This window comes from Stutzerimonas tianxiuensis (assembly GCF_053470365.1).
Map to the genome: position 1 here is coordinate 136,590 of NZ_JBPVWS010000004.1, position 21,558 is coordinate 158,147.

General features: G+C 61.7%; 22 protein-coding genes and 1 pseudogene. 15 read left to right on the forward strand and 8 right to left on the reverse strand.

What is annotated here, in order from left to right:
• Positions 1 to 90: 90 nt before the first annotated feature.
• The 4 genes from ACSSNI_RS07215 (at position 91) to ACSSNI_RS07230 (ending at position 4,652) form a co-directional block, all read left to right on the forward strand.
• Positions 91 to 2,022: a methyl-accepting chemotaxis protein gene (locus ACSSNI_RS07215; RefSeq protein WP_200636295.1), complete on the forward strand. Its 1,932-nt coding sequence runs from the start codon at positions 91 to 93 to the stop codon at positions 2,020 to 2,022.
• A 98-nt stretch (positions 2,023 to 2,120) separates the two neighbouring features.
• A complete protein-coding gene (argH, locus tag ACSSNI_RS07220; RefSeq protein ID WP_200636293.1) occupies positions 2,121 to 3,515 on the forward strand; it encodes an argininosuccinate lyase in 1,395 nt (464 codons plus the stop codon).
• 55 nt (positions 3,516 to 3,570) lie between these two features.
• Positions 3,571 to 4,053, forward strand: a complete 483-nt coding sequence (locus ACSSNI_RS07225; protein WP_200636291.1) for a GNAT family N-acetyltransferase — start codon at positions 3,571 to 3,573, stop codon at positions 4,051 to 4,053.
• Positions 4,054 to 4,124: 71 nt separating this feature from the next.
• On the forward strand, positions 4,125 to 4,652 hold the full coding sequence (locus ACSSNI_RS07230) for a hypothetical protein (RefSeq protein ID WP_200636289.1): 528 nt from the start codon (positions 4,125 to 4,127) through the stop codon (positions 4,650 to 4,652).
• Here the strand turns inward: ACSSNI_RS07230 and ACSSNI_RS07235 are convergent, their stop codons facing one another.
• Positions 4,653 to 5,618, reverse strand: a complete 966-nt coding sequence (locus ACSSNI_RS07235; protein WP_200636288.1) for a magnesium transporter CorA family protein — start codon at positions 5,616 to 5,618, stop codon at positions 4,653 to 4,655.
• Between the two features lie 155 nt (positions 5,619 to 5,773).
• Between ACSSNI_RS07235 and ACSSNI_RS07240 the strand changes: the two are divergent.
• The 3 genes and pseudogenes from ACSSNI_RS07240 to ACSSNI_RS07250 all read left to right on the forward strand — a co-directional run.
• Positions 5,774 to 6,031 (forward strand): annotated as a pseudogene (locus ACSSNI_RS07240) (hypothetical protein); the annotation flags it as partial.
• 77 nt (positions 6,032 to 6,108) lie between these two features.
• Positions 6,109 to 6,354, forward strand: a complete 246-nt coding sequence (locus ACSSNI_RS07245) for a TIGR02647 family protein (protein ID WP_102837279.1) — start codon at positions 6,109 to 6,111, stop codon at positions 6,352 to 6,354.
• 172 nt (positions 6,355 to 6,526) lie between these two features.
• The gene (locus tag ACSSNI_RS07250) at positions 6,527 to 9,358 is read left to right on the forward strand and encodes a class I adenylate cyclase (protein ID WP_448259002.1); all 2,832 of its coding nucleotides are present in this window, start codon (positions 6,527 to 6,529) and stop codon (positions 9,356 to 9,358) included.
• Between the two features lie 33 nt (positions 9,359 to 9,391).
• Here ACSSNI_RS07250 and rnk read toward each other — a convergent pair whose 3' ends face one another.
• Together rnk and cyaY are read right to left on the reverse strand one after the other, a co-directional pair.
• Complete coding sequence (gene rnk / locus ACSSNI_RS07255) at positions 9,392 to 9,799, reverse strand: nucleoside diphosphate kinase regulator (RefSeq protein WP_102837277.1); 408 nt, start codon at positions 9,797 to 9,799, stop codon at positions 9,392 to 9,394.
• 150 nt (positions 9,800 to 9,949) lie between these two features.
• Entirely contained in the window at positions 9,950 to 10,282 is a 333-nt protein-coding gene (gene cyaY / locus ACSSNI_RS07260; protein ID WP_102837276.1) for an iron donor protein CyaY, read from the reverse strand.
• Between the two features lie 201 nt (positions 10,283 to 10,483).
• On the opposite strand from cyaY, the gene lptM reads away from it, so the two are divergent.
• From lptM to ACSSNI_RS07290, 6 genes are all read left to right on the forward strand, one after another.
• Positions 10,484 to 10,624: an LPS translocon maturation chaperone LptM gene (gene lptM, locus ACSSNI_RS07265; protein ID WP_019341253.1), complete on the forward strand. Its 141-nt coding sequence runs from the start codon at positions 10,484 to 10,486 to the stop codon at positions 10,622 to 10,624.
• A 10-nt stretch (positions 10,625 to 10,634) separates the two neighbouring features.
• Positions 10,635 to 11,882, forward strand: coding sequence for a diaminopimelate decarboxylase (gene lysA, locus ACSSNI_RS07270; RefSeq protein WP_102837275.1), 1,248 nt, complete (start codon positions 10,635 to 10,637; stop codon positions 11,880 to 11,882).
• 10 nt (positions 11,883 to 11,892) lie between these two features.
• Positions 11,893 to 12,723 (forward strand): diaminopimelate epimerase, encoded by an 831-nt coding sequence (gene dapF / locus ACSSNI_RS07275; RefSeq protein WP_200636285.1) that lies wholly within the window; start codon positions 11,893 to 11,895, stop codon positions 12,721 to 12,723.
• Entirely contained in the window at positions 12,720 to 13,415 is a 696-nt protein-coding gene (locus ACSSNI_RS07280; protein WP_148923898.1) for a DUF484 family protein, read from the forward strand. Before dapF ends, ACSSNI_RS07280 begins: the two co-directional genes overlap by 4 nt.
• 83 nt (positions 13,416 to 13,498) lie before the next feature.
• Positions 13,499 to 14,398: a tyrosine recombinase XerC gene (gene xerC / locus ACSSNI_RS07285; RefSeq protein WP_200636284.1), complete on the forward strand. Its 900-nt coding sequence runs from the start codon at positions 13,499 to 13,501 to the stop codon at positions 14,396 to 14,398.
• Positions 14,395 to 15,090, forward strand: a complete 696-nt coding sequence (locus ACSSNI_RS07290) for an HAD family hydrolase (RefSeq protein ID WP_102837271.1) — start codon at positions 14,395 to 14,397, stop codon at positions 15,088 to 15,090. Before xerC ends, ACSSNI_RS07290 begins: the two co-directional genes overlap by 4 nt.
• Positions 15,091 to 15,194: 104 nt before the next feature.
• On the opposite strand, the gene sutA is transcribed toward ACSSNI_RS07290, so the two are convergent.
• The 5 genes from sutA to glnK all read right to left on the reverse strand — a co-directional run bounded on the left by sutA (position 15,195) and on the right by glnK (position 19,238).
• Positions 15,195 to 15,530: a transcriptional regulator SutA gene (gene sutA / locus ACSSNI_RS07295; protein WP_148923900.1), complete on the reverse strand. Its 336-nt coding sequence runs from the start codon at positions 15,528 to 15,530 to the stop codon at positions 15,195 to 15,197.
• A 73-nt stretch (positions 15,531 to 15,603) separates the two neighbouring features.
• The gene (locus ACSSNI_RS07300) at positions 15,604 to 16,029 is read right to left on the reverse strand and encodes a secondary thiamine-phosphate synthase enzyme YjbQ (RefSeq protein ID WP_102837269.1); all 426 of its coding nucleotides are present in this window, start codon (positions 16,027 to 16,029) and stop codon (positions 15,604 to 15,606) included.
• A gap of 97 nt (positions 16,030 to 16,126) precedes the next feature.
• Positions 16,127 to 17,380: an ammonium transporter gene (locus tag ACSSNI_RS07305; RefSeq protein ID WP_102837268.1), complete on the reverse strand. Its 1,254-nt coding sequence runs from the start codon at positions 17,378 to 17,380 to the stop codon at positions 16,127 to 16,129.
• 80 nt (positions 17,381 to 17,460) lie between these two features.
• The gene (locus ACSSNI_RS07310; protein ID WP_102837267.1) at positions 17,461 to 18,777 is read right to left on the reverse strand and encodes an ammonium transporter; all 1,317 of its coding nucleotides are present in this window, start codon (positions 18,775 to 18,777) and stop codon (positions 17,461 to 17,463) included.
• 122 nt (positions 18,778 to 18,899) lie between these two features.
• Complete coding sequence (gene glnK / locus ACSSNI_RS07315; protein ID WP_003096476.1) at positions 18,900 to 19,238, reverse strand: P-II family nitrogen regulator; 339 nt, start codon at positions 19,236 to 19,238, stop codon at positions 18,900 to 18,902.
• Positions 19,239 to 19,632: 394 nt separating this feature from the next.
• Here glnK and ACSSNI_RS07320 point away from each other — a divergent pair, with 394 nt between their 5' ends.
• Positions 19,633 to 19,896 carry an accessory factor UbiK family protein gene (locus ACSSNI_RS07320; protein ID WP_102837406.1) on the forward strand — a complete coding sequence of 88 codons (264 nt, stop codon included), beginning with the start codon at positions 19,633 to 19,635 and terminating at the stop codon, positions 19,894 to 19,896.
• Between the two features lie 33 nt (positions 19,897 to 19,929).
• Positions 19,930 to 21,429, forward strand: a complete 1,500-nt coding sequence (locus ACSSNI_RS07325; RefSeq protein WP_200636283.1) for a YifB family Mg chelatase-like AAA ATPase — start codon at positions 19,930 to 19,932, stop codon at positions 21,427 to 21,429.
• Positions 21,430 to 21,558: the final 129 nt, after the last annotated feature.

A 21,558-nucleotide genomic window follows, 5' to 3' on the forward strand; every position in this document is an offset into this window, starting at 1 on the left:
GAACGCCTCGCTATAGCGCATGATGGCTTAATGATTGCATCACAGCATCAACTTCGTCCTTCGCTATCGCTGCCTCAGGAGTATTGACCCGTGCTGCTGTTTTCCTCTTTGCGTAGCCGCTTGCTACGACCGGTATTCCTGACACTGTGCGGCGCCGTTCTGGTGCAGGTCCTGGTTGCGCTCGTATTGACGCGGAGCACCATCGACGGGCTCGAGCACGACATCGAACGAAGCCTGAGTGAGGACTCCACGCGCCTGCTGCAAGCGCTGCGCACTGCTGATGCCGAGGTTGGCAGCGGGCTTTCCGGCCTGGCCAAACGCATGACAAATGACCTATCCCAGGGCCTGACGCAGCGCTTGACCGAAGAGCAGGAGCAGCTAAAAGAAGTGCTTGAGCGACACCTCAAGCAGTCCGGCGATGACCTCGCCACGCTGCTCGCTGGCGTTGCGCCAGCAGCGATCTGGGACAACGACGTACCGGCGCTGACTGAATTCGTCAGGATGGCTCACCGCAACCCAGCCGTCGTTTTCGTCGTCTATTTCGACGCCAATGGCAAGCAGCTCACTCGCCATCTGAACCGACAAGACCCCAGAGTCAAAGCCCTGCTGGAAAAGGGCATGGGGCGTACCGCGTTCGGCAAGGTGCTGTCAGCCGCCGAAAACGACCCGACGCTCTATCTCGCTAAAACATCGATCAACCCCAAGGGCGCGGACATTGGCCACGTCATCCTCGGCTTCTCCACCTCTGCGGTGAGCACCGAGCTGGCCGCCTTCGACAACCGCTTCCAGACACTGGTCGCCAGCGGAGCAAAGCTGGTGGAAGCAGGACTCGCCACCACCGCCAGCGACAGTGCAAAGATCATGGCGTCAGGTCTGGCCGCTGCGACGGAGGTGGCACAAAGCATTGAGTCCAATAGCCAGAAGGCCGTCGAGCGCTCAGCTTCGGCGCTGCTATGGAAAATCAGCGTCGGCCTCGTTGTCACCGGGGCATTGCTCCTGCTCGCCGTCACGTTGGTCCTTGGGCGTCAGGTGCTGCGCCGGCTAGGCCTGCTCAACACCGCACTGCGCGGGCTGTCGGCGGGCCACGGTGATCTCACCCAGCGCGTGAAGATCCACAGCGCAGACGAGGTGGGCGAAATGGCTGACGCGGTCAATCTGTTCCTGGCCAAGCTTCAGCCTATCGTTCAGGAAGCTCGCGCCATTGCCGTACAGACAGGTGCGGAAATCGACACCCTGGGCAACCGTAGCCGCGCCGCCGCCGCCGCCGCCGCGCGTCAACGTGACGAAGTCGCCGGAAGCCTACAAGCGCTGGCCGACATGACCCAGCGCGCGCAGGACGAAAGCAGAGCCATGCAAACCGCACTCGATCAAGTCGCCTCGATTCGCAAGGCCGCTGTAGACAACGAGGCGATTTCCGAGCAGGTAGGTCGCACGATCGAGGCACTTGGCAGTGGCGTACAGACAAGCGCCTCAGTCATCGAAGCACTGGCCCATCAGAGCGAACAGATTGAGGTGGTACTGACTGTAATCAGGGGCATCGCCGAACAAACGAATCTGCTTGCCTTGAATGCTGCCATCGAAGCCGCCCGCGCCGGCGAGAGTGGTCGAGGATTTGCCGTGGTGGCTGACGAAGTGCGAGCGCTCGCCAGCAAGACGCAGCAGTCCACCGGCGATATCCAGGCGCACATCGAAAGCCTGCAACGCGGTGCTCGCGACGCCGTCTCGGCAATCAACACAGTTGGCAAGCAAGCCGAAAGCGGCCTGGCCTCCCTGGTCAGCAGCCGCGACCTACAGCGCGCGCTACAGACTGCCGTCGAACAGGTGCATCGGGTGGTAAGGGATACAACCAACGGCGCAGAGCAGCAAGCCGGCGCTGCAACGGCCGTCCGCCAACGGGTCGAAGTCATTCTGAGCGAAGCCGAACGCTCCGCCGATGCGGTGACTGCGACCGCAGCCAGCGGCAAGGAATTGGGTGTGCTCGCGCAACGGCTCGAAGCCAGCCTTGGGCAGTTCAGGGCTTGATAAAGCCGCTCGCTTCACAGGGCCATCGCAGAAGCCGTGGCTAACCCTGTTATCATTTGGGCCCTTCAACCTGCCCATCTGATCCAGCGAGCGCATTCATGAGCACCGACAAGACCAACCAGTCCTGGGGCGGCCGTTTCAGCGAGCCCGTCGACGCCTTCGTCGCCCGATTCACCGCCTCCGTCGAGTTCGACAAGCGCCTCTATCGGCACGACATCATGGGTTCGATCGCCCACGCCACCATGCTGGAAAAGGCCGGGGTACTGACCGCAGACGAGCGCGATCAGATCATCGCGAACCTGAAAGACATTCAGGGCGAAATCGAGGCCGGCAGCTTCGATTGGCGCGTCGAACTGGAAGACGTGCACATGAACATCGAAGCCCGACTGACGGACCGCATCGGCGTAACCGGCAAGAAACTGCACACCGGCCGTTCGCGCAACGACCAGGTGGCGACCGACATTCGTCTCTGGCTGCGCGACGAGATCGACCTGATCCTTGGCGAAATCACCCGCCTGCAGCAGGGTCTGCTGGGCCTCGCCGAAGCCGAGGCGGACACCATCATGCCCGGTTTCACCCACCTGCAGACCGCCCAGCCGGTGACCTTCGGCCACCATCTGCTAGCCTGGTTCGAGATGCTCAGCCGCGACTACGAGCGCTTGGTCGATTGCCGCAAGCGCACCAACCGCATGCCGCTGGGCTCGGCCGCGCTAGCGGGCACCACCTACCCGATCCAGCGCGAAATCACCTGCGAACTGCTGGGGTTCGAAGCCATCTCCGGCAACTCGCTGGATGGCGTTTCCGATCGCGATTTCGCCATCGAATTCTGTGCCGCCGCCTCGGTGGCGATGATGCACCTGTCGCGCTTTTCCGAAGAACTGGTGCTCTGGACCAGCGCGCAATTTCAGTTCATCGACCTGCCCGACCGCTTCTGCACCGGATCCTCGATCATGCCGCAGAAGAAGAACCCGGACGTACCGGAACTGGTACGCGGCAAGACCGGCCGTGTGTTCGGCGCGCTGGCCGGCCTGCTGGTGCTGATGAAGGGCCAGCCACTGGCGTACAACAAGGACAACCAGGAAGACAAGGAGCCGCTGTTCGACGCCGCCGACACGCTGCGCGACTCGCTGCGCGCCTTTGCCGACATGGTCCCGGCCATCAAGCCCAAGCGCGAAATCATGCGCGAAGCGGCGCTGCGCGGCTTCTCAACCGCGACGGATCTGGCCGACTACCTGGTACGCAAAGGCCTGCCGTTCCGCGACTGCCACGAAATCGTCGGTCACGCGGTGAAGTTCGGCGTGCTGACCGGCAAGGACCTGGCCGAAATGAGCCTCGAGGAGCTGCGCCAGTTCAGCGACCAGATCACCGATGACGTCTTTGCGGTACTGACCCTAGAAGGTTCGGTGAAGGCTCGCGATCATATTGGCGGTACGGCACCCGCCCAGGTTCGCGCCGCCGTTCAGCGCGGCCGCGACTTGCTGACCACTCGCTAAACCTCATCACGTGGCAGGCGCGACGCGGCTCGTGCCTGTCAGACCGGAGAGTTGCATGTCCCTGAACATCCGCCCTGCCAGTCGCGATGATGCCGCGCTGATCCTGCGCTTCGTCACCGAGCTGGCAATCTATGAACGCGCCGAGCACGAAGTGAAAACCGACGTCGCCGGCATTGAAGCCAGCCTGTTCGCCGAAGACGCCAGCGCCAGTGCGCTGATCTGCGAGCGCGACGGCCAGCCGATCGGCTATGCGGTGTATTTCTTCAATTACTCGACCTGGCTCGGCCGCAACGGCCTCTATCTTGAAGACCTCTACGTCACCCCAGAGGCTCGCGGCACCGGCGCAGGCAAGGCGCTGCTCAAACACTTGGCGCGCCTGGCGGTGTCACGAGGTTGCGGGCGTTTCGAGTGGTCCGTGCTGGACTGGAACGAGCCCGCGATCAGGTTTTACGAGGCGCTGGGCGCGCGGCCTCAGGACGAATGGACCACCTACCGCCTGGCCGGCGACGCATTGAAGGCGCTGGCGGAGCAAGCCTGAGGCAGGCATGCGCGGGAACTCGACCGGACGGATCGCGCCAAACGCAATGTCGCCCGAGCTGGCCCCCACTTATGACCGACCTCAAAACGATGCTGCTGAATCAGGACACCCAAGGTGCTGAAGTATTCGACTCACCCAAGGAGCGCCTGAACTTCTATCGCTCGGAAATACACTTCGAGTCGACACTGCTGGCCAGCCGCACCAGTGGTTACCTGTCCTCGCAGTCGTTTCTGATGATCGCCTTCGCCTCTTCCATGGCCAACAGCAATCCCGACTGGGGCAGCCTGTTCCGGCTGGTTGTGCCAAGTGTTCTGGCACTCCTTGGGCTGCTCACCTCGCTGCATGCGATTCCCGGCATCCGCGCGAGCTTTGACGTGATCGAGCGCTGGCATCGCAAGCAGGCTGATCTGCTGCAAACCGAAGGCAATGTCGGACTGCTACCCAACCATGACTCGGCATTGTTTGGTGAAGGGAATAGCCCCCCAGGCGGCCAACGCTACAAGCGTACCCTGCTGTTTTCCTTAAGGACGCCGATCATCTTCGGCAGCGTCTGGGCATTGCTGGGCGCGTTCTGCATCGTCCTGTACTTCTTCGGCTGATCAGAGCCAATCCCGAAACTTGAACCAGGCATAAGGGATGATCGCCGACACGATCATCATCGCGAGCGCCATCGGGTAGCCGAACGGCCAGCCAAGCTCAGGCATGTGATCGAAGTTCATACCGTATACCGTGCCCACCAGTGTTGGCGGCAGAAACAGTACCGCCGCAATGGAGAACACCTTGATGATGGCGTTCTGCTCGATATTGATCAGACCCAGCGTGGCGTCGAGCAGGAATGCGATATCTCCCAGCAGCCGCGCCTGATGCTCCCCGAGCGAACGCACGTCGCGCTCCAACGCCTTCAGCAGGCCCTTGGCAACGCCCTGCCTGGGCTCATTGGCATGCAGTCGATAAAACGCCAACAGACGGGTTGAGCTGAACAGGCTTTCGCCCAACTGCGACAACAGCGAGCGGTTCTGCCCAAGCTGCTGGATGATCTGCTGCAGGTCCGTTCGCTGTTCTTTACGTTCATCGAAAATACACTTCGACAAGGTCTGAAGCTCGACCTGAACGCTTTCCAGGACGTCGGCAATCCGATCGACCACGGCATCCGCCAGGGCAAGAAAAATCTGGTGGCTGGAGGAAAAGGTCGACGGCTGCCGGGAACTCTTCGCCTCGAATTGCCGGAATGCACTGAGCTCGGTATAGCGAACGGTCACCAGGCAACGCTTGGTCAGGACAAAGGTCACCTGAGCATTTTCCGGTCGCCGGTCCGCGATCCCCATCACCACTGTAGTGGTCATGAAAATGGCCTCATCCTCGTCGTAGAAGCGCGAGGAATCCTCGATCTCAGCCAGTTCTTCCCGGGTTGGAATATCCAGTCCCAGGGCCGTTTCGATGAAACGCTCTTCCTCCGAGTCAGGCGATAGCAGATCGGCCCACAGTACATTCGCTGGAAGCGTTTGCAGATTCTCGGCAACACGCCTCACCAGCGCGCCGTTTTCAAGACAGTGAAAAATGATCATTGCTGTAGTCGCGTTCTCGATAAGTCATAGTAAGAATAGAAACCGACCCAAGCGAAGCGTTCAGCCGACCTTTCCGTAAAGGCAAGCTTGCCGGTACTCGCCTCGACACGCTATCGAGATTTCCACCTTACGAGAGTTGCGACATGAACGATGCCACGTCCGATGATGATGAAACCTTTGCCGAGGAAACCCTGATCCAGGCAATCGAAAACCAGCTTGAGGCCGGCGAACCCGCCGCCACTCAGGCTACGCTGAACAAACTGACCCTTGTCGGCTACGAGCGCGACGAGGTCCTCAAGCTGATGGCATTTGTGCTGGCTCGGGAGATCCGGCTGATGCTCGAGCAAGACCGTCCCTTCGACATCGATGGATACGAAACGCAGCTGCGTAACCTACCCGACCTCGCCGAATAGTCTTAGACAGAGGCAGGCGCGCACGCAGCATCTACACTTCGCAAACAGGGCCAAAGCCCATCACCCGAGGAGCAGACATGTCCTACACCCCAGAAGTAGTAGCCGAGCTGGAAATTCTTTGCCTGTTCAATCTCGACAACTCGCTCGAAGGCCTCAAAGTTCATCACGACGCCGGCCACACAGCCATCGCTGCCGCCGAGCGCCTGCACAGCAAAGGTCTGACAACCTTGCCCGACGGCGGCTACCTGACGAGCCTTGGCCGCGATGCCGCGGAGCACGCCCAAGTGTTGCTGACAATCCTCTCGGAGACCGTTCCGGCTTAAGCTGAAGGCGCCTAAATCCTAGCCGAGTGCACCATTTGCCGGTTTGAGCACCGCACAGGCGCTCGGCTATACCAGCCGCTTACAGCTGCGCCTTTCGCTGTCCCGTGCTAGTTTTCGCCTTTCGCCTCGATCAACATGTCGGACAACATCGTTTGCCTGAACGAATCACTTCATGACGCGCCGCCAGGAAATCCGTCCAATCCTTGAAGAGGGAATCGATCGCAAGGTGCTTACCGCGCTTCGTGCTCGCTTTCTTTCATTGAATACCGCGCGCCTGGAACGTACACGCCTGGCCATGTCGTCCCGCCAACAAGCCGTGCTCACGCTGTTGCCGCTGCTATTCCATGTAAACCATCCGATGCTGCCCGGATACGTTTCCAGTCTCACGCCAGCGGGACTGGCGGGCTTCGAGCCTGACGCCGAGACGTTGGCCGAAGCCCAGCGCTTGAGCCGGTCGTTCAGCTACAAGCCTCTGCGCGGTAAGCCGCCGCAACCCATTCTCGGCCTGTTTCTGATGGGCAGTCTTGGCACTGTGGCGCAGGACGACCAAAGCGATCTGGATGTCTGGGTTTGCCATGATCCCCATCTCTCGGCAGGGCAACTAAGCGAACTGCAGCGCAAGTGCGCGCTTCTCCAGGGATGGGCAGCAAAGCAAGGCAGTGAGGCGCATTTTTTTCTGGTCGACCCGCTCCGCTTCACTCAGGGCGAGCGCGAAGCCAAGCTGACCTCCGATGATTGCGGAACCACCCAGCATTACCTGCTGCTCGACGAGTTCTACCGGACGGCGCTCTGGCTGGGTGGGCGCACCCCCATCTGGTGGCTCGTGCCTGATTATGAAGAGCACCGCTACCATGACTACGTGCGCACCCTGCTGGACAAGCGCTTCGTGCGCAGCGACGAGGTATTGGATCTCGGCAGTCTCGCCAGCATCCCGCCCGGCGAGTACCTCGGCGCGGGCCTCTGGCAGCTGTACAAGGCCATCGAGTCGCCCTACAAGTCGCTGTTCAAGTTACTGCTGGTTGAGGTGTACGCCAGCGAACACCCGCAGGTGCGCTGTCTGAGCCTCGACTTCAAACAGGCGGTGTATGCCAATCGACTCGACCTGGACGACCTCGATCCTTACATAGTCGCCTACCGCAGAATCGAGCATTACCTCGCCAGCCGAGGCGATCAGGAACGCCTGGCGTTGTTGCGTCGATGTCTTTACCTGAAGGTCAACAAGCCCCTCAGTCAGCCGCCCAGCGGCCGCAGCAAAAGCTGGAAAAGGTGTTTGATCGAGCGCCTGACGGCGGAGTGGCAATGGGATCATCGCCGATTTGCTCAACTCGACGCACGCAGCCAGTGGAAAGTGCGGCGGGTTGTGGAGGAACGTCGAGCACTGGTTAACGAACTGACCTACGGCTACCGATTCCTCAGTGAGTTCGCGCGACGCCTACAGATCACCAGCAGCATCAACGGGCGGGATTTCGGCGTGCTTGGCAGGCGCCTGCATGCCGCGATCGAACGCAAGGCGGGCAAGGTCGAGGCCATCAACCTGGGCATCGCGCCCGACCTCGCCGAGCATAGCCTGACCCTCATACAGGGCTATGACGCTGCAGACGACGTCTACTGGGCGCTCTACGAGGGCAACCTGAATGCTCAGCAGCTCAGTAACTTTTCCCCGCTGAAGCGCTCCCGCGAGCTGGTTCCGCTGCTGGCTTGGTGCCATAGAAACGGCATTATCGATACGGCCACGCATGTCGCCCTGCACCCCGGGGACAGTGGCCTGACTGAAGCCGAGCTGTTCGCACTGCTGACCGATATCCGCCAGGCATTCCCGATGCCGCCCGCGGCGCTCGCAGACGAAGCGCTGCTGATCGCGGCCAGTCCGGTGAAGGTCCTGCTGCTGATAAACGTCGGGCTTGATCCATTGAATCCTCAGCAACCACTGTCGTTCGACGAGCTAACCGAATCGCTGCGACATGCCGTTACGCGGGACAACCTGGTGCTCAGCATCGATCAACTGACGCTGAACAGCTGGAGCGAACTGATCGCGACGCGCTATGAAGGCACATCCCCGTTGCCGGACTGCCTGCGTGACTTCTTGCAGGAACTACCCGTTCGTGGCGAGCGGCCGGACCTGCAGATACGCTGCTTCAGTCGAAACGCCGGCATGGCTCTCGCGCGACGTATCAACACTGTCTTTACCGATGCCCAGACGCTGTTGGACGAGCCGGGAGAAAGCCGTTATCTGCTGCAGGTCCGCCAGCACTACCACCTGCTCGATCTGGTGAGTGGGAATGTCCGGCATATTACGTTGAGTGACATGCCGGCCCTGCTGGAACATCTTGGCGAGGCTCACCACAGCGTCCGACGCATTCGCGTGGAGCGACACGCACTCGAAGGAACCGACCTGCCCCTGATCCTTGGTCAGGCCAGAGCGCACTGCATCCAAGTTTTCTACCGTGTTCAAGGAAGCCAGGCGGAGATCACCGTTCTCGATGAATTCAACGCGCTCTGGCGGCAGCAGCAACCCTATCGAGACGAGCAGCGGCTGCTAACGCCCTTGCTGCGCTTTTTGCAATCAGTGAGTTACCGCCGCAACACCCAGCTGCCGTTCGAGGAAAACCGGCTGGCAGCGATGGACATCCTGTTCTACCGACTCATGGCACCGGCAGCCGGCCAGGCACCGGACATTGAGCGCAGACCTTCCCCCCGGGAAAATGTCGGCGATCCTTTCTATGACGTGCAGGCCATTGTCGAACACAGCGAGCGAGGCCGCTCACGGGTGACCCTGTACTGTAACCATCAGGAGTTTTCGAGCCTGGAATACGGCGCCGAGCTGTTCGCCGCCGTCGCGCATTTCATTCTTGCGCAGCGGCGCGGTGCCGAGCGCTACCCCTGTTACATAACCGATCTAGACATGTCGGGCCTGCACGGTACCGGTCGGGCCCAGACGGTTCAGCACCTGCGCTACAAGGCGCATCTGGAAGCAGCACTCAACCAGGCGCTGGAGTCACTCTGAACCGTTGTGCGAACGCGCTTCGTCACAAACTTCTCAGAGATTGACGTCGCCCGCGGCTTCCGGCTGGTACTCGACAGCCAGCAGGGTCAACTTGAGTACCTTGCCGCTGGGTGTTGGCCAATCGATGTGTTGGCCCACGGTCATGCCCAACAGTGCTGTGCCTACCGGCGCCAGGACCGAAACGGTTCCTTCCTTGCCGGCATCCTGAGGAAACACCAGCGTAAGGTGATAATCCTTGCCGACTCCCTCATCGCGGCAATGAACGCGGGAGTTCATCGACACCACGCCGGCGGGCAACTCGCTGCGCTCGACCACCTGGGCGCGGGACAACTCCTCTTCGAGCGCCTCGGCGGCCGGACCGTAGTCAGCCAGACCGTCGAGCAAGCGCTCGAGTCGCTGGAGATCGGGTTGAGTGATGATGATGGGCGGTGCGCTGGTCATGGGTGCGGGTCAGCTCCTGAAAAAGTAAACAGACAAAAAAACAAAACCCCGCCCAAAGGCGGGGTTATTTAACCTGTAACCGACCCTATCACAGCTCATTAAATAAGCAAGCGCACCTGATTCGTGGCTTGGATCAGCTGCGCGCCACCCTCACAGGTCTTCGAACTCAAGCGCCTCGCCACCCTGCTGCTCGGTAACTCGGGACAAGAGTTCGCCAAGACGCTCATCGTTGGCATCACAGATCCACAGCGAGTTGGACTCGTCGTAGTCGAAATGGAATCCACCGGAACGCGCGGCCACCCACAGCTGGCGCAGCGGGGGCTGACGACTGAAGATCAACTGGGTGCCGTTCTCGAAACGCACGGTCAGCACGCCACCGGAATTCTCCAGATCGACGTCCATACCGCTGTGGTCGAACACGTCCTCGATTTCTTCCTGCGCAGCATCGACAAGATCGTGAAAGCGGGCTTCGCTCAGGCTCATGAATCCATTTCCTCAGTACGGGTTGCACGGTGGCACCGGGGGCCACCGACGATGCGGGCGAGCTTAGCAGGCCACCGCCGCGTCTAGCGAGCGGCGGTCCGGGCAGGTTTCCGATGTGGGACCGGCGAGCGCGGCCACATAGGCAATCCGACAGGTGCTGGGTATACTCCGGCCCATCGATTTTTCTAGGATTACCCCCCAATGAAGCGTCTGCTGCTTCCACTCATCGCATTGGCGGTTCTCGCTTCCGCGCTTACCGGCTGCGGCCAGAAAGGCCCGCTTTACCTACCGGACGACGAGGCAACTGCCAAAGAACGTTCCAAAGACCGATTCGAACTGTAAGGAGGCATTCATGGAGGCCTTCTCGTACCGCGACGGTCAGCTCTTCGCGGAGGGTGTGGCGTTGCCCGCTCTCGCGCAACGCTTCGGCACCCCCACCTACGTCTACTCGCGAGCACATATCGAGGCACAGTACCGCGCCTATGCGGACGCACTGCAAGGCATGCCGCATTTGGTCTGTTTTGCCGTCAAGGCGAACTCGAACCTTGGCGTACTCAACGTACTGGCCCGCCTTGGCGCCGGCTTCGATATCGTTTCGCGTGGCGAACTCGAGCGCGTCCTGGCGGCCGGTGGTCAGCCTGACCGCATCGTATTCTCCGGTGTAGGCAAGACGCGCGACGACATGCGCCGTGCATTAGAAGTCGGCGTGCACTGCTTCAACGTCGAATCGACCGACGAGCTCGAGCGCCTGCAGCAGGTTGCAGCCGAGCTGGGCGCCGTGGCACCGGTTTCGCTGCGGGTCAATCCGGACGTCGATGCCGGAACCCATCCCTACATATCCACCGGCCTCAAGGAAAACAAGTTCGGCATCGCCATCGCCGACGCCGAAGAGGTTTATGCCCGCGCTCACGAGCTGAGCAACCTGGAAGTTGTCGGCGTCGATTGCCACATCGGCTCGCAGCTCACCACGCTGCCGCCGTTCCTCGATGCGCTCGACAGGCTGCTGGCCTTGATCGACCGCCTCGCCGTGCGTGGCATCCGCATCAAACATCTGGATCTGGGCGGCGGCCTGGGCGTGCGCTATCGCGAGGAGCAGCCACCGCTTGCGGGTGACTACATCCAGGCCGTGCGCAAGCGCATCGACGGTCGCGCCCTGGCGCTGGTGTTCGAGCCCGGGCGGTCGATCGTGGCCAATGCTGGGCTGCTGCTGACCCGGGTGGAATACCTCAAGCACACCGAGCACAAGGATTTCGCCATCGTCGACGCAGCGATGAATGACCTCATCCGTCCTGCCCTTTATCAGGCCTGGATGGACGTCGTACCGGTGCAGCCGCGTGAAGGCGAGGCGCGCCACTACGACATCGTCGGCCCGATCTGCGAGACCGGTGACTTCCTTGCCAAGGAGCGTCCGCTGGTACTCGCCGAGGGCGATCTGCTGGCCGTTCGTTCCGCGGGCGCCTATGGTTTCGTCATGAGTTCGAACTACAACACCCGCGGCCGTGCTGCCGAGGTGCTGGTGGATGGCGACGAAGCCTACGAAGTGCGCCGCCGCGAAAGCGTGCAGGAGCTATACGCTGGCGAAAGCCTGCTGCCTGCCTGAGGCCACAACGATGCTTTTGCGTTTTACCAAGATGCACGGCCTGGGCAATGATTTCATGGTCATCGACCTGATCAGCCAGCACGCGCACATCCAGCCCAAGCACGCCAAGCAATGGGGTGATCGGCATACCGGCGTGGGTTTCGATCAGCTGCTGCTGGTCGAGCCGCCGCACAATCCCGACGTGGATTTCCGCTATCGCATCTTCAACTCCGATGGTTCGGAGGTGGAGCAATGCGGTAACGGTGCGCGCTGCTTTGCCCGCTTCGTACTGGACAAGCGCCTGACCATGAAGCGGCAGATCCGCGTCGAGACCAAAGGCGGCATTATCGAGCTGAACATCCGTCCTGACGGGCAGATCAGTGTCGACATGGGCCCGCCTCGCCTGACTCCGGCCGAGATCCCTTTCCTGGCTGATATACAGGCCTTGAGTTATCCGCTAGACGTCGAAGGCCAGCAGCTGAATATCGCCGCTGTATCCATGGGCAACCCCCACGCCGTGCTCCGTGTGGAGGACGTCGACAACGCTCCGGTGCACGGCCTCGGGCCGAAGATCGAGCATCATTCGCGCTTTCCCCAGCGGGTCAACGCCGGCTTCATCCAAGTGATCGACCGTCAGCACGCCAAGCTGCGAGTCTGGGAGCGCGGCGCAGGCGAAACCCAAGCCTGCGGTACCGGCGCCTGCGCGGCGGCAGTCGCCGCGATTCAGCAAGGCTGGATGGATTCTCCGGTGCAGCTCGATCTGCCGGGCGGCCGTCTGTCCATTGAATGGGCAGGCGCTGGACAGCCCGTTATGATGACCGGCCCCGCCGTTCGCGTATTCGAAGGACAGGTTCGCCTATGACCGAGCAAAACCAGGACAAGCCACAGCTGCCGGACGCAGAAGCCGTCGCGGCCTATCTGCGAGCTCATCCGGAGTTCTTTGTCGATCACGACGAGCTGATTTTGGAGCTGCGCATTCCCCATCAGCCCGGCACTGCCGTGTCGCTGGTCGAGCGGCAGGTCAAACTGCTGCGTGAGCGAAACATCGAGGTACGCCATCGCTTGTCGCACCTGATGGATGTAGCGCGCGATAACGACCGGCTGTTCGACAAAACGCGTCGACTGGTGCTGGATCTGCTGGATGCCAACAGCCTGGAAGAGGTCATCGGCGCGGTGGACGAAAGCCTGCGTCACGAGTTCCAGGTGCCATTCGTGAGCCTGATCCTGTTCAGCGAAACGCCGCTGCCAGTGGGGCGCAGCGTCACCAGCGCTGAAGCCCAGCAAGCGATCGGCGGGCTGCTCGGCAGCGGCAAGACTGTCTGCGGCGTGCTTCGTCCGCACGAACTGGCTTACCTCTTCGGCGAACAGGAAAGCCGCAGCATCGGCTCGGCGGCGGTGGTCGCACTGAACCAGCAGCAGGGCATCCTCGCGATTGGCAGCGAAGACCCGCAGCACTACAAGAGCTCACTGGGCACCTTGTTCCTCGGCTACATTGCCGAAGTGCTGACCCGCGTGCTGCCGTCCTACTCCACACCGCTGCGCTCGGTGCGCTGAGCGACCAGCCTCCCGATACGACGGGCTACAGCCTGAGCGTCAGGCGCAGCCCGTAGCTAGCCGGCACTCCCAGGAAGCCGCTCATGCAAACCGACCTCGACGCCTACTTCGAACACTTGCGCAGCGAGCGGCAGATGTCGCCGCATACACTCGACGGCTATCGTCGCGACCTGGCCAAGGTGGTCAGCTTCTGTGACAAGCAGCGACTGGCCGACTGGCAGCAGCTAAAAAGTCCGCATGTACGCCAGCTCATTGCCGAGCAGCATCGCCAGGGCCAATCCGGACGCAGCCTCGCTCGGTTGCTGTCGTCGATGCGTGGGCTGTATCGCTATCTCAATCAGGAGGGCCGCTGCGCCCACGATCCGGCTGCCGGCATCTCCGCACCCAAGGGTGAACGGCGCCTGCCGCGACTGCTCGACACCGACCGGGCCATGCAATTGCTGGATGGCGGTATCGAGGACGACTTCATCGGCCATCGTGACCAGGCGATGCTGGAGCTGTTCTATTCATCAGGATTGCGCCTGGCCGAGCTGGTCGGACTCAACCTCGACCAGCTGGACCTGGCCGACGGGCTGATTCAGGTTCAAGGCAAGGGCAACAAGGCGCGGGTGCTGCCCGTCGGCCGCAAAGCGCGCGAAGCCCTCGAAGCCTGGCTGCCACTGCGTGCGTTGAGCAACCCGTCGGATGGCGCCGTGTTCGTCAGCCAGCAGGGGCGGCGCCTGGGACCACGAGCAGTGCAGCTACGGGTGCGCGAGGCGGGCGTGCGTGAACTGGGTCAGCACCTGCACCCGCATATGCTCAGGCACAGCTTTGCCAGCCACATGCTGGAGTCCTCCCAGGATTTGCGCTCCGTGCAGGAGCTGCTCGGCCATGCAGACATCGGTACCACCCAGATCTATACCCACCTGGACTTTCAGCATCTGGCCAAGGTCTATGACCAGGCGCACCCACGCGCCAAACGCAAGCAAGGCAGTGAACCATGAGTATTCAACTGATCACCTTTGACCTTGACGACACACTGTGGGACGTCGGCCCGGTCATTCACAGCGCGGAGAACAGCCTGCGTGACTGGCTGGGTCAGCATGCACCGCGGCTTGGCGGATTTCCGGTGGAATCGCTCGCCGCTATCCGCCGCATGTTGGTCGAGGCCGAACCTGGTCTCAAGCACCGTATCAGCGAGCTGCGCCGCCGCATCCTGTTCCACGCCTTGCATGACGCCGGCTACCTGGAAGGCGAGGCAGGTACCCTCGCCGATCAGGCATTTGAAGTCTTTCTCGAGGCGCGCCACGCCATCGACCTCTTTCCTGATGTACACCCTACGCTTGAGCATCTGGCCAATCACTACACGCTTGGCGTGCTGACCAACGGCAACGCGGACATCCGGCGGCTGGGCTTGGCCGACTATTTCCAGTTTGCCTTGTGCGCGGAGGAGCTGGGGATTGGCAAGCCGGACCCTCGACCGTTCCAGGAAGCGCTCGCGCGAGCGGGCGTAGCCGCCGAGCACGCCGTCCATATCGGCGACCATCCTGACGATGACATCGGCGGAGCGCAGCGCGCTGGCGTTCGTGCCATCTGGTTCAACCCGGGCGGAAAAGCGTGGCAGCACGAAGGCCAGCCCGACGCCGAGGTTCGCAGCCTGGCAGAGTTGCCTGCGCTGCTCGCCCGGTGGCGATAGCCTGACACTCCCGCAGATACGACAAAGCCCAACACAACCGTGCTGGGCTTCTTAGCGGTCCCGCCTGGCGACGTGACCTATCGTCCAATCAGAACCTCTCGACGTTAGATAGGGCGGCTGCCGTATTTACTGTCGGGCTTCTTCGGCGGATCAGCGACGACGTTGGGTTCGACTTCCTGTACGCGCCCCCCGCGTGCCAGAAACTCTTCCATCGCACGAGCCAACTCGTCCCGTTCCTTCTGCTTGGCCTCCAGACTCGGCAGCTCTTCGACAACAACCGCCTTGGCCTTCTTTTTACTGGTGGGCGTCGCACGGTCACTGTCAGTGCTTTCGTCGTCGGCGCTGTTTTCGGCTTCGCCGTCATCGGCAGCAGCCAACTCCTCGCCCTCGTCCTCGTCGTTTGTGTCCAGATCGTCTTGTTCTAATTCTTCGTCGCTCATGTTCAACCTCGTACTTGCCAAAGCGGAAGTTATAGCCCAGCGATGTGCTTTGTTCGCCATCGCCAAAAAAAATTCAACTTGCCATTCCGTGCAACGTGGCCAGTACTTGCCTGGCGCCACCTTGATCCCGGTGTTCCCCAAGATAGACGCCCTGCCAGGTCCCCAGGGCCAAGCGCCCCTCGCGTACGGGCAAACTCACCTGGCAACCCAACAGGCTCGCCTTGAAATGTGCCGGCAGATCGTCCGGCCCTTCGTAATCGTGTTCGTAGCCAGCTTCGCCCTGCGGCACAAGACGGTTGAAAAACCGCTCGAAATCGCGCCGGACTGCACCATCGGCATTCTCATTGATGGTCAATGAAGCCGAGGTATGCCGCAGCCACAGGTGTAACAGACCGGCCTCGCATTGTTGCAGTTCCGGCAGCTGTGCAAGCAGCTCGTCGGTTATCAGATGGAAGCCTCGCGGCCTCGGGCGCAGCGTGATGAGTGTCTGTCGCCACATTCTCAAAGACCCCTTCGGCTCTTGAACGCGCGCATTCTAGCGCGGCGCCAGAAAAAACAAAGGGCGCCCTGAGGCGCCCTTATCAACAGCGGTGAACTCAGCGCTTGTTGGTGAACTCCGGATAAGCCTCGAGGCCGCACTCGACAACGTCGACGCCCTCGTATTCTTCCTCTTCGCTCACCCGCAGCCCCATGACCGCTTTGAGGATGCCCCAGACGATCAAGCTGGCAATGAACACCCAGGCGAAGATCGACACCAGGCCCAGCAACTGCGCGCCGAATGTCGCGTCCGCATTGGTCAGCGGCACCGCCAGCAGACCCCACATGCCCACCACGCCATGCACCGAAATGGCACCGACCGGGTCATCGAGCTTGAGTTTGTCCAGGGCCAGGATGCTGAAGACCACCAGCACGCCACCCACGCCACCGATGAGCACCGACTGCAGCGCGCTTGGCGTCAGTGGCTCAGCGGTAATCGCAACCAGGCCAGCCAGCGCACCGTTTAGGACCATGGTCAGATCCGACTTACCGAACAGCAGACGTGCCGTGATCAGCGCCGCAACCAGGCCACCGGCGGCCGCCATGTTGGTGTTGGTGAACACCTGAGCTACAGCGTTGGCGTCTTCGATGGTGCTCATCTTCAGCTGCGAACCGCCGTTGAAGCCGAACCAGCCCATCCACAGGATAAAGGCCCCCAGGGTCGCCAACGGCAGGTTGGCGCCGGGAATCGCGTTGATCTGTCCGTTAGGGCCGTACTTACCCTTGCGCGGACCAAGCAGCAGCACGCCAGCCAGGGCAGCGGATGCGCCCGCCATGTGCACCAGACCAGAGCCCGCGAAGTCGAGGAAACCGGCCGCATCGAGGAAACCGCCGCCCCACTTCCAGAAGCCCTGTACGGGATAGATCACGCCAGTCATCACCACCGCGAAAGCGATAAATGCCCAGAGCTTCATCCGCTCGGCCACTGCACCCGACACCACTGACATGCAGGTTGCGGCGAAGACGACCTGGAAGAAGAAGTCGGCACGGGTCGAGTAATAAGGCGCGTCCTCGCCCCCTGCGGCGACTACGTCGACGGCGTTCTCGTCACCGATCAGGAAGCCCAGGCTCGGCAGGATGCCGCCGTCCGGGCTGGAATACATGATGTAGTAACCGATCAGCAGGTACATGATCGATGCCACGGCGTAGAGCACGATGTTCTTGGTGAGGATTTCAGCGGTGTTTTTCGCCCGAACCAAACCGGCTTCGAGCATGGAAAAACCGGCGGCCATCCACATCACCAGCGCACCGCAGATGAGGAAGTAGAAGGTATCGAGTCCGTACTGGACGGGTATCAAAGCTGTGCTATCCATTTTTTATCACCTTTTGCCGAGCGCCTTACAGCGCTGTTCGGTTAAGGCGCCCGGGTTGGCTCCGGGCGCACTCCGTGTGCTTACAGGTTGTAGCCGCGCTCGTTGTGCAGGCTGAGGTCCAGGCCGATGGTTTCTTCTTCTTCGGTGACACGCAGCCCCATTACCACATCGATCACCTTGAGGATCACGAAGGTGACGATGGCGGTGTAGACGACGGTGAAGAGCACGCCCTTGAACTGGATCCACAGCTGCAGTGCGATGTTTTCCACCTCACCGAAGCCGCCCAGTGCCGGGGCCGCAAACACACCCGTCAACAGCGCACCGACGATGCCGCCGACCCCGTGCACACCAAAGGCGTCCAGGGAATCGTCGTAACCGAGCTTGCGTTTAAGGCTGGTGGCACAGAAGAAGCAGATGACGCCCGAGGCGAGACCGATGATCAGCGCGCCCATCGGGCCGACCGTGCCGGCGGCTGGGGTGATGGCAACCAGGCCGGCCACCACACCTGAAGCGATGCCCAGCGCGCTGGGTTTGCCGTGGGTCAGCCACTCAGCAAACATCCAGCTCAGCGCAGCCGCAGCGGTTGCGATCTGGGTAACCAGCATGGCCATGCCCGCGGTGCCGTTAGCAGCCAGCGACGAGCCGGCGTTGAAGCCGAACCAGCCGATCCAGAGCATCGCCGCGCCGACCAGGGTGAGGCCGAGGTTGTGCGGCGCCATCGGGGTGGTCGGAAAGCCCTTGCGCTTGCCGAGCACTATGCAAGCCACGAGGCCAGCAATACCCGCGTTGATGTGGACCACGGTGCCGCCCGCAAAATCAAGCACGCCCCAGTCCCACATCAGGCCGCCGTCGCCGCCCCAGACCATATGGGCGATCGGCGCATACACCAGCGTGAACCAGACGCCCATGAATACCAGCATCGCGGAGAACTTCATGCGCTCGGCGAAGGCACCGACGATCAGCGCCGGGGTAATGATGGCGAAGGTCATTTGGAAGGTGATGAACACGCTTTCCGGTACGGTGCCGGTGAGGCTGTCGGGCGTCAGGCCACTCAGGAATGCACGCCCGAGTCCGCCGACGAAAGAGTTGAGGTTGGTGACGCCTGCTTCCATGCCCGCCGTGTCGAACGCCAGGCTGTAACCGTAGACCATCCACAGGATGCTCATCAGGCCGGTGATGGCGAAGCACTGCATCATGACCGAGAGGATGTTCTTGGAACGGACCATGCCGCCGTAGAACAGCGCCAGGCCTGGAATCGTCATGAACAGCACCAGCGCAGTGGCTGTGAGCATCCATGCCGTATCGCCGGAATCAAGCGTTGCCTCCTGCGCCATGGCGATGCCGGGGCTTATCAGAGACAAAAGGGCTCCTAGCCCTGCGAATTTTCGCAGAGTCATGGTTTTACTCCTGGGGCGTGGGGTTCGTAGGCCTGCTAGGCAGGCAATCGCAATGCTCGGGCGGTGCGTGGCGACGTGTCGGGCGTAACCGCCCGCTCAAACGCGCGCTACGCGCCGGGACGTCAGATTGCGTCGGTATCGGTTTCGCCAGTGCGGATGCGAATGGCTTGCTCCAGATTCACGACGAAGATCTTGCCGTCGCCAATCTTCCCGGTGTTGGCCGCCTTGGTGATGGCCTCGATCACGCGATCGAGCTGGTCATCGGCGATTGCGACATCAATCTTCACCTTCGGCAGAAAATCGACCACGTATTCAGCGCCGCGATAAAGCTCGGTATGACCTTTCTGGCGACCGAAACCCTTGACCTCGGTGACCGTAATGCCTTGAACGCCAATCTCGGACAGCGACTCGCGTACGTCGTCCAGCTTGAACGGCTTGATGATGGCAGTGACTAGTTTCATGAAACTTCTCCCGTTTAGGTGGACTTGCCCCAGAAGTACGAACCCGGCTCAAGTCTAAGCGCAGTGTCTGGCTCTTGTAACGCGCCGGCGTTGCCGAGCGACCATCCGACACCATCAACCGATCCGACGAAACGTCCCGAATCGCCTATGCACCGCAACCTGCTGGTGCATCTGTCACATGGAACTAAGCAGAATCAATGCCAGCTTTTTGCAATGCCCGGCCTCAGGCGCTCCGCAAAGGCGGCACGGGCCTACGTCGAGGCGCGCCCGCCGGATCACGCACCATGCCGGTGCACGGCAACGCAACGCTGTGCCCGCAATCGTGCACTGGCGCCCGCAGGACGGCTGAACTGCCCGTGCTACACTGCGCGTCGCTCAGATACAGGTAATACTCATGTTCCCACCCAAAGCTTTTCTCGACGCCGTCGGCGCCCAGGCCTCACGGCTTTTCAGCGGTGAAAACCCCCTGCCCCGCGCAGAAGTCGAAGCCCAGCTCAAAGGCATCGTGCAAGGTGCGCTGAGCAAGCTCGATGTGGTCAGCCGCGAAGAATTCGACAGCCAGATGGTGGTGCTTGCACGCACCCGCGCGAGGCTTGAAGCCCTCGAAGCCAAGGTCGCCGAGCTGGAAGAGAAACTCGCGCCACCCGCCTCCGAATAGGCCGGCTGGCGTCTCGATCAAAGGAGTGATCGGATGTCCCTCGCAATAGTCCACAGCCGCGCCCAGGTCGGCGTGGAAGCGCCCACCGTGACGGTGGAGGCGCACCTCGCCAACGGGCTGCCTTCGCTGGCGCTGGTTGGCTTGCCGGAAACGGCCGTTAAGGAAAGCAAGGATCGCGTGCGCAGCGCGATCCAGACGTCCGGCTTTGATTTCCCAGCTCGACGAATCACCCTCAACCTTGCTCCAGCCGATCTACCGAAGGATGGTGGCCGTTTTGATCTGGCTATCGCGCTGGGCATATTGGCGGCGAGCGGTCAGATACCCGCCGACCGCCTCGACACGCTCGAATGCCTGGGCGAGCTGGCGCTTTCCGGCTCACTGCGACCGGTTCAGGGTGTGCTGCCTGCGGCTCTCGCAGCCCGCCAGGCCGGACGCGCACTGCTGGTACCGCGAGCCAATGCCGAGGAAGCCAGCCTGGCGTCGGGATTGGTGGTCTACGCGGCCGACCATTTGCTGGAAGTCGCTGCACATTTCAACGGTGTGACTCCGATCGAACCCTTCCACGCCCAAGGGCTGTTGCGTCAGGTGCTGCCCTACCCTGATCTCGCTGATGTGCAAGGCCAGGCGGCAGCCAAGCGTGGATTGCTGGTGGCTGCCGCGGGTGGGCATAACCTGCTGTTATCAGGACCTCCTGGTACCGGCAAAACCTTGCTGGCCAGCCGGCTCCCAGGCCTGCTTCCGCCTCTGGAAGAAAAGGAAGCGCTGGAAGTCGCCGCGATTCAGTCTGTCGCCAGTCAGTCACCCTTAGCGCATTGGCCACAGCGTCCTTTTCGGCAGCCCCATCACAGTGCATCGGGACCGGCGCTGGTCGGCGGCGGCAGTCGGCCCAGGCCAGGCGAAATCACGCTGGCGCATCAGGGCGTGCTATTTCTCGATGAGCTCCCCGAGTTCGACCGCAAGGTCCTTGAGGTTCTGCGCGAGCCGCTGGAATCTGGCTGCATCGTCATCGCGCGAGCACGCGACAAGGTGCGCTTCCCCGCCCGTTTCCAGTTGGTCGCGGCGATGAATCCCTGCCCGTGTGGTTACCTGGGCGATCCCAGCGGGCGCTGTCGCTGTTCGCCTGATCAGATTCAACGCTACCGCGGCAAGCTTTCCGGACCGCTGCTCGATCGTATCGACCTGCACCTGACAGTCGCGCGCGAAGCCACGGCTTTGAACGCCCCCCTGGCTGGCAACGAAACCACACAACGGGTCGCCGCTCAGGTGGCCGAAGCGCGGCGCATTCAGCTCGAGCGACAGGGCTGCGCCAATGCCTTCCTCGATCTTGCCGGCTTGCGCCGTTGTTGCGCATTGCAGCCCGAGGACCAGCAGTGGCTCGAGCGCGCTTGCGAACGACTCGGACTGTCCCTACGCGCTGCACATCGGATCCTCAAGGTCGCACGCACACTGGCAGATATTCAGCAGGCCGAATCCATTGGTCGCGCGCACCTGGCCGAGGCATTGCAGTACCGGCCTGGCAACCAGGCGGGTTGAACCCAGGGACCAAACCCTTTGCAGGCTCAACGGTGATCAACTTAGCGCACGCAGCAGCCTGAAAAGACCGAAAAATACGCTGCGCATGGCGGCATCTTACGGTTACATCCAAGCGCCCACACCCAAACG

Bases quoted from the DNA above. Each gene is read 5' to 3' on its own strand.
- ACSSNI_RS07225 (WP_200636291.1), top strand. From the start codon at position 3,571: ATGTCCCTGAACATCCGCCCTGCCAGTCGCGATGATGCCGCGCTGATC.
- lysA (WP_102837275.1), top strand. From the start codon at position 10,635: ATGGAGGCCTTCTCGTACCGCGACGGTCAGCTCTTCGCGGAGGGTGTG.
- rnk (WP_102837277.1), bottom strand. From the start codon at position 9,799: ATGACCAGCGCACCGCCCATCATCATCACTCAACCCGATCTCCAGCGA.
- ACSSNI_RS07300 (WP_102837269.1), bottom strand. From the start codon at position 16,029: ATGTGGCGACAGACACTCATCACGCTGCGCCCGAGGCCGCGAGGCTTC.
- dapF (WP_200636285.1), top strand. From the start codon at position 11,893: ATGCTTTTGCGTTTTACCAAGATGCACGGCCTGGGCAATGATTTCATG.
- cyaY (WP_102837276.1), bottom strand. From the start codon at position 10,282: ATGAGCCTGAGCGAAGCCCGCTTTCACGATCTTGTCGATGCTGCGCAG.
- glnK (WP_003096476.1), bottom strand. From the start codon at position 19,238: ATGAAACTAGTCACTGCCATCATCAAGCCGTTCAAGCTGGACGACGTA.
- ACSSNI_RS07280 (WP_148923898.1), top strand. From the start codon at position 12,720: ATGACCGAGCAAAACCAGGACAAGCCACAGCTGCCGGACGCAGAAGCC.
- argH (WP_200636293.1), top strand. From the start codon at position 2,121: ATGAGCACCGACAAGACCAACCAGTCCTGGGGCGGCCGTTTCAGCGAG.
- ACSSNI_RS07290 (WP_102837271.1), top strand. From the start codon at position 14,395: ATGAGTATTCAACTGATCACCTTTGACCTTGACGACACACTGTGGGAC.
- ACSSNI_RS07305 (WP_102837268.1), bottom strand. From the start codon at position 17,380: ATGGATAGCACAGCTTTGATACCCGTCCAGTACGGACTCGATACCTTC.
- ACSSNI_RS07325 (WP_200636283.1), top strand. From the start codon at position 19,930: ATGTCCCTCGCAATAGTCCACAGCCGCGCCCAGGTCGGCGTGGAAGCG.
- ACSSNI_RS07235 (WP_200636288.1), bottom strand. From the start codon at position 5,618: ATGATCATTTTTCACTGTCTTGAAAACGGCGCGCTGGTGAGGCGTGTT.
- lptM (WP_019341253.1), top strand. From the start codon at position 10,484: ATGAAGCGTCTGCTGCTTCCACTCATCGCATTGGCGGTTCTCGCTTCC.
- ACSSNI_RS07245 (WP_102837279.1), top strand. From the start codon at position 6,109: ATGTCCTACACCCCAGAAGTAGTAGCCGAGCTGGAAATTCTTTGCCTG.
- ACSSNI_RS07320 (WP_102837406.1), top strand. From the start codon at position 19,633: ATGTTCCCACCCAAAGCTTTTCTCGACGCCGTCGGCGCCCAGGCCTCA.
- ACSSNI_RS07230 (WP_200636289.1), top strand. From the start codon at position 4,125: ATGACCGACCTCAAAACGATGCTGCTGAATCAGGACACCCAAGGTGCT.
- ACSSNI_RS07310 (WP_102837267.1), bottom strand. From the start codon at position 18,777: ATGACTCTGCGAAAATTCGCAGGGCTAGGAGCCCTTTTGTCTCTGATA.
- sutA (WP_148923900.1), bottom strand. From the start codon at position 15,530: ATGAGCGACGAAGAATTAGAACAAGACGATCTGGACACAAACGACGAG.
- ACSSNI_RS07250 (WP_448259002.1), top strand. From the start codon at position 6,527: ATGACGCGCCGCCAGGAAATCCGTCCAATCCTTGAAGAGGGAATCGAT.
- xerC (WP_200636284.1), top strand. From the start codon at position 13,499: ATGCAAACCGACCTCGACGCCTACTTCGAACACTTGCGCAGCGAGCGG.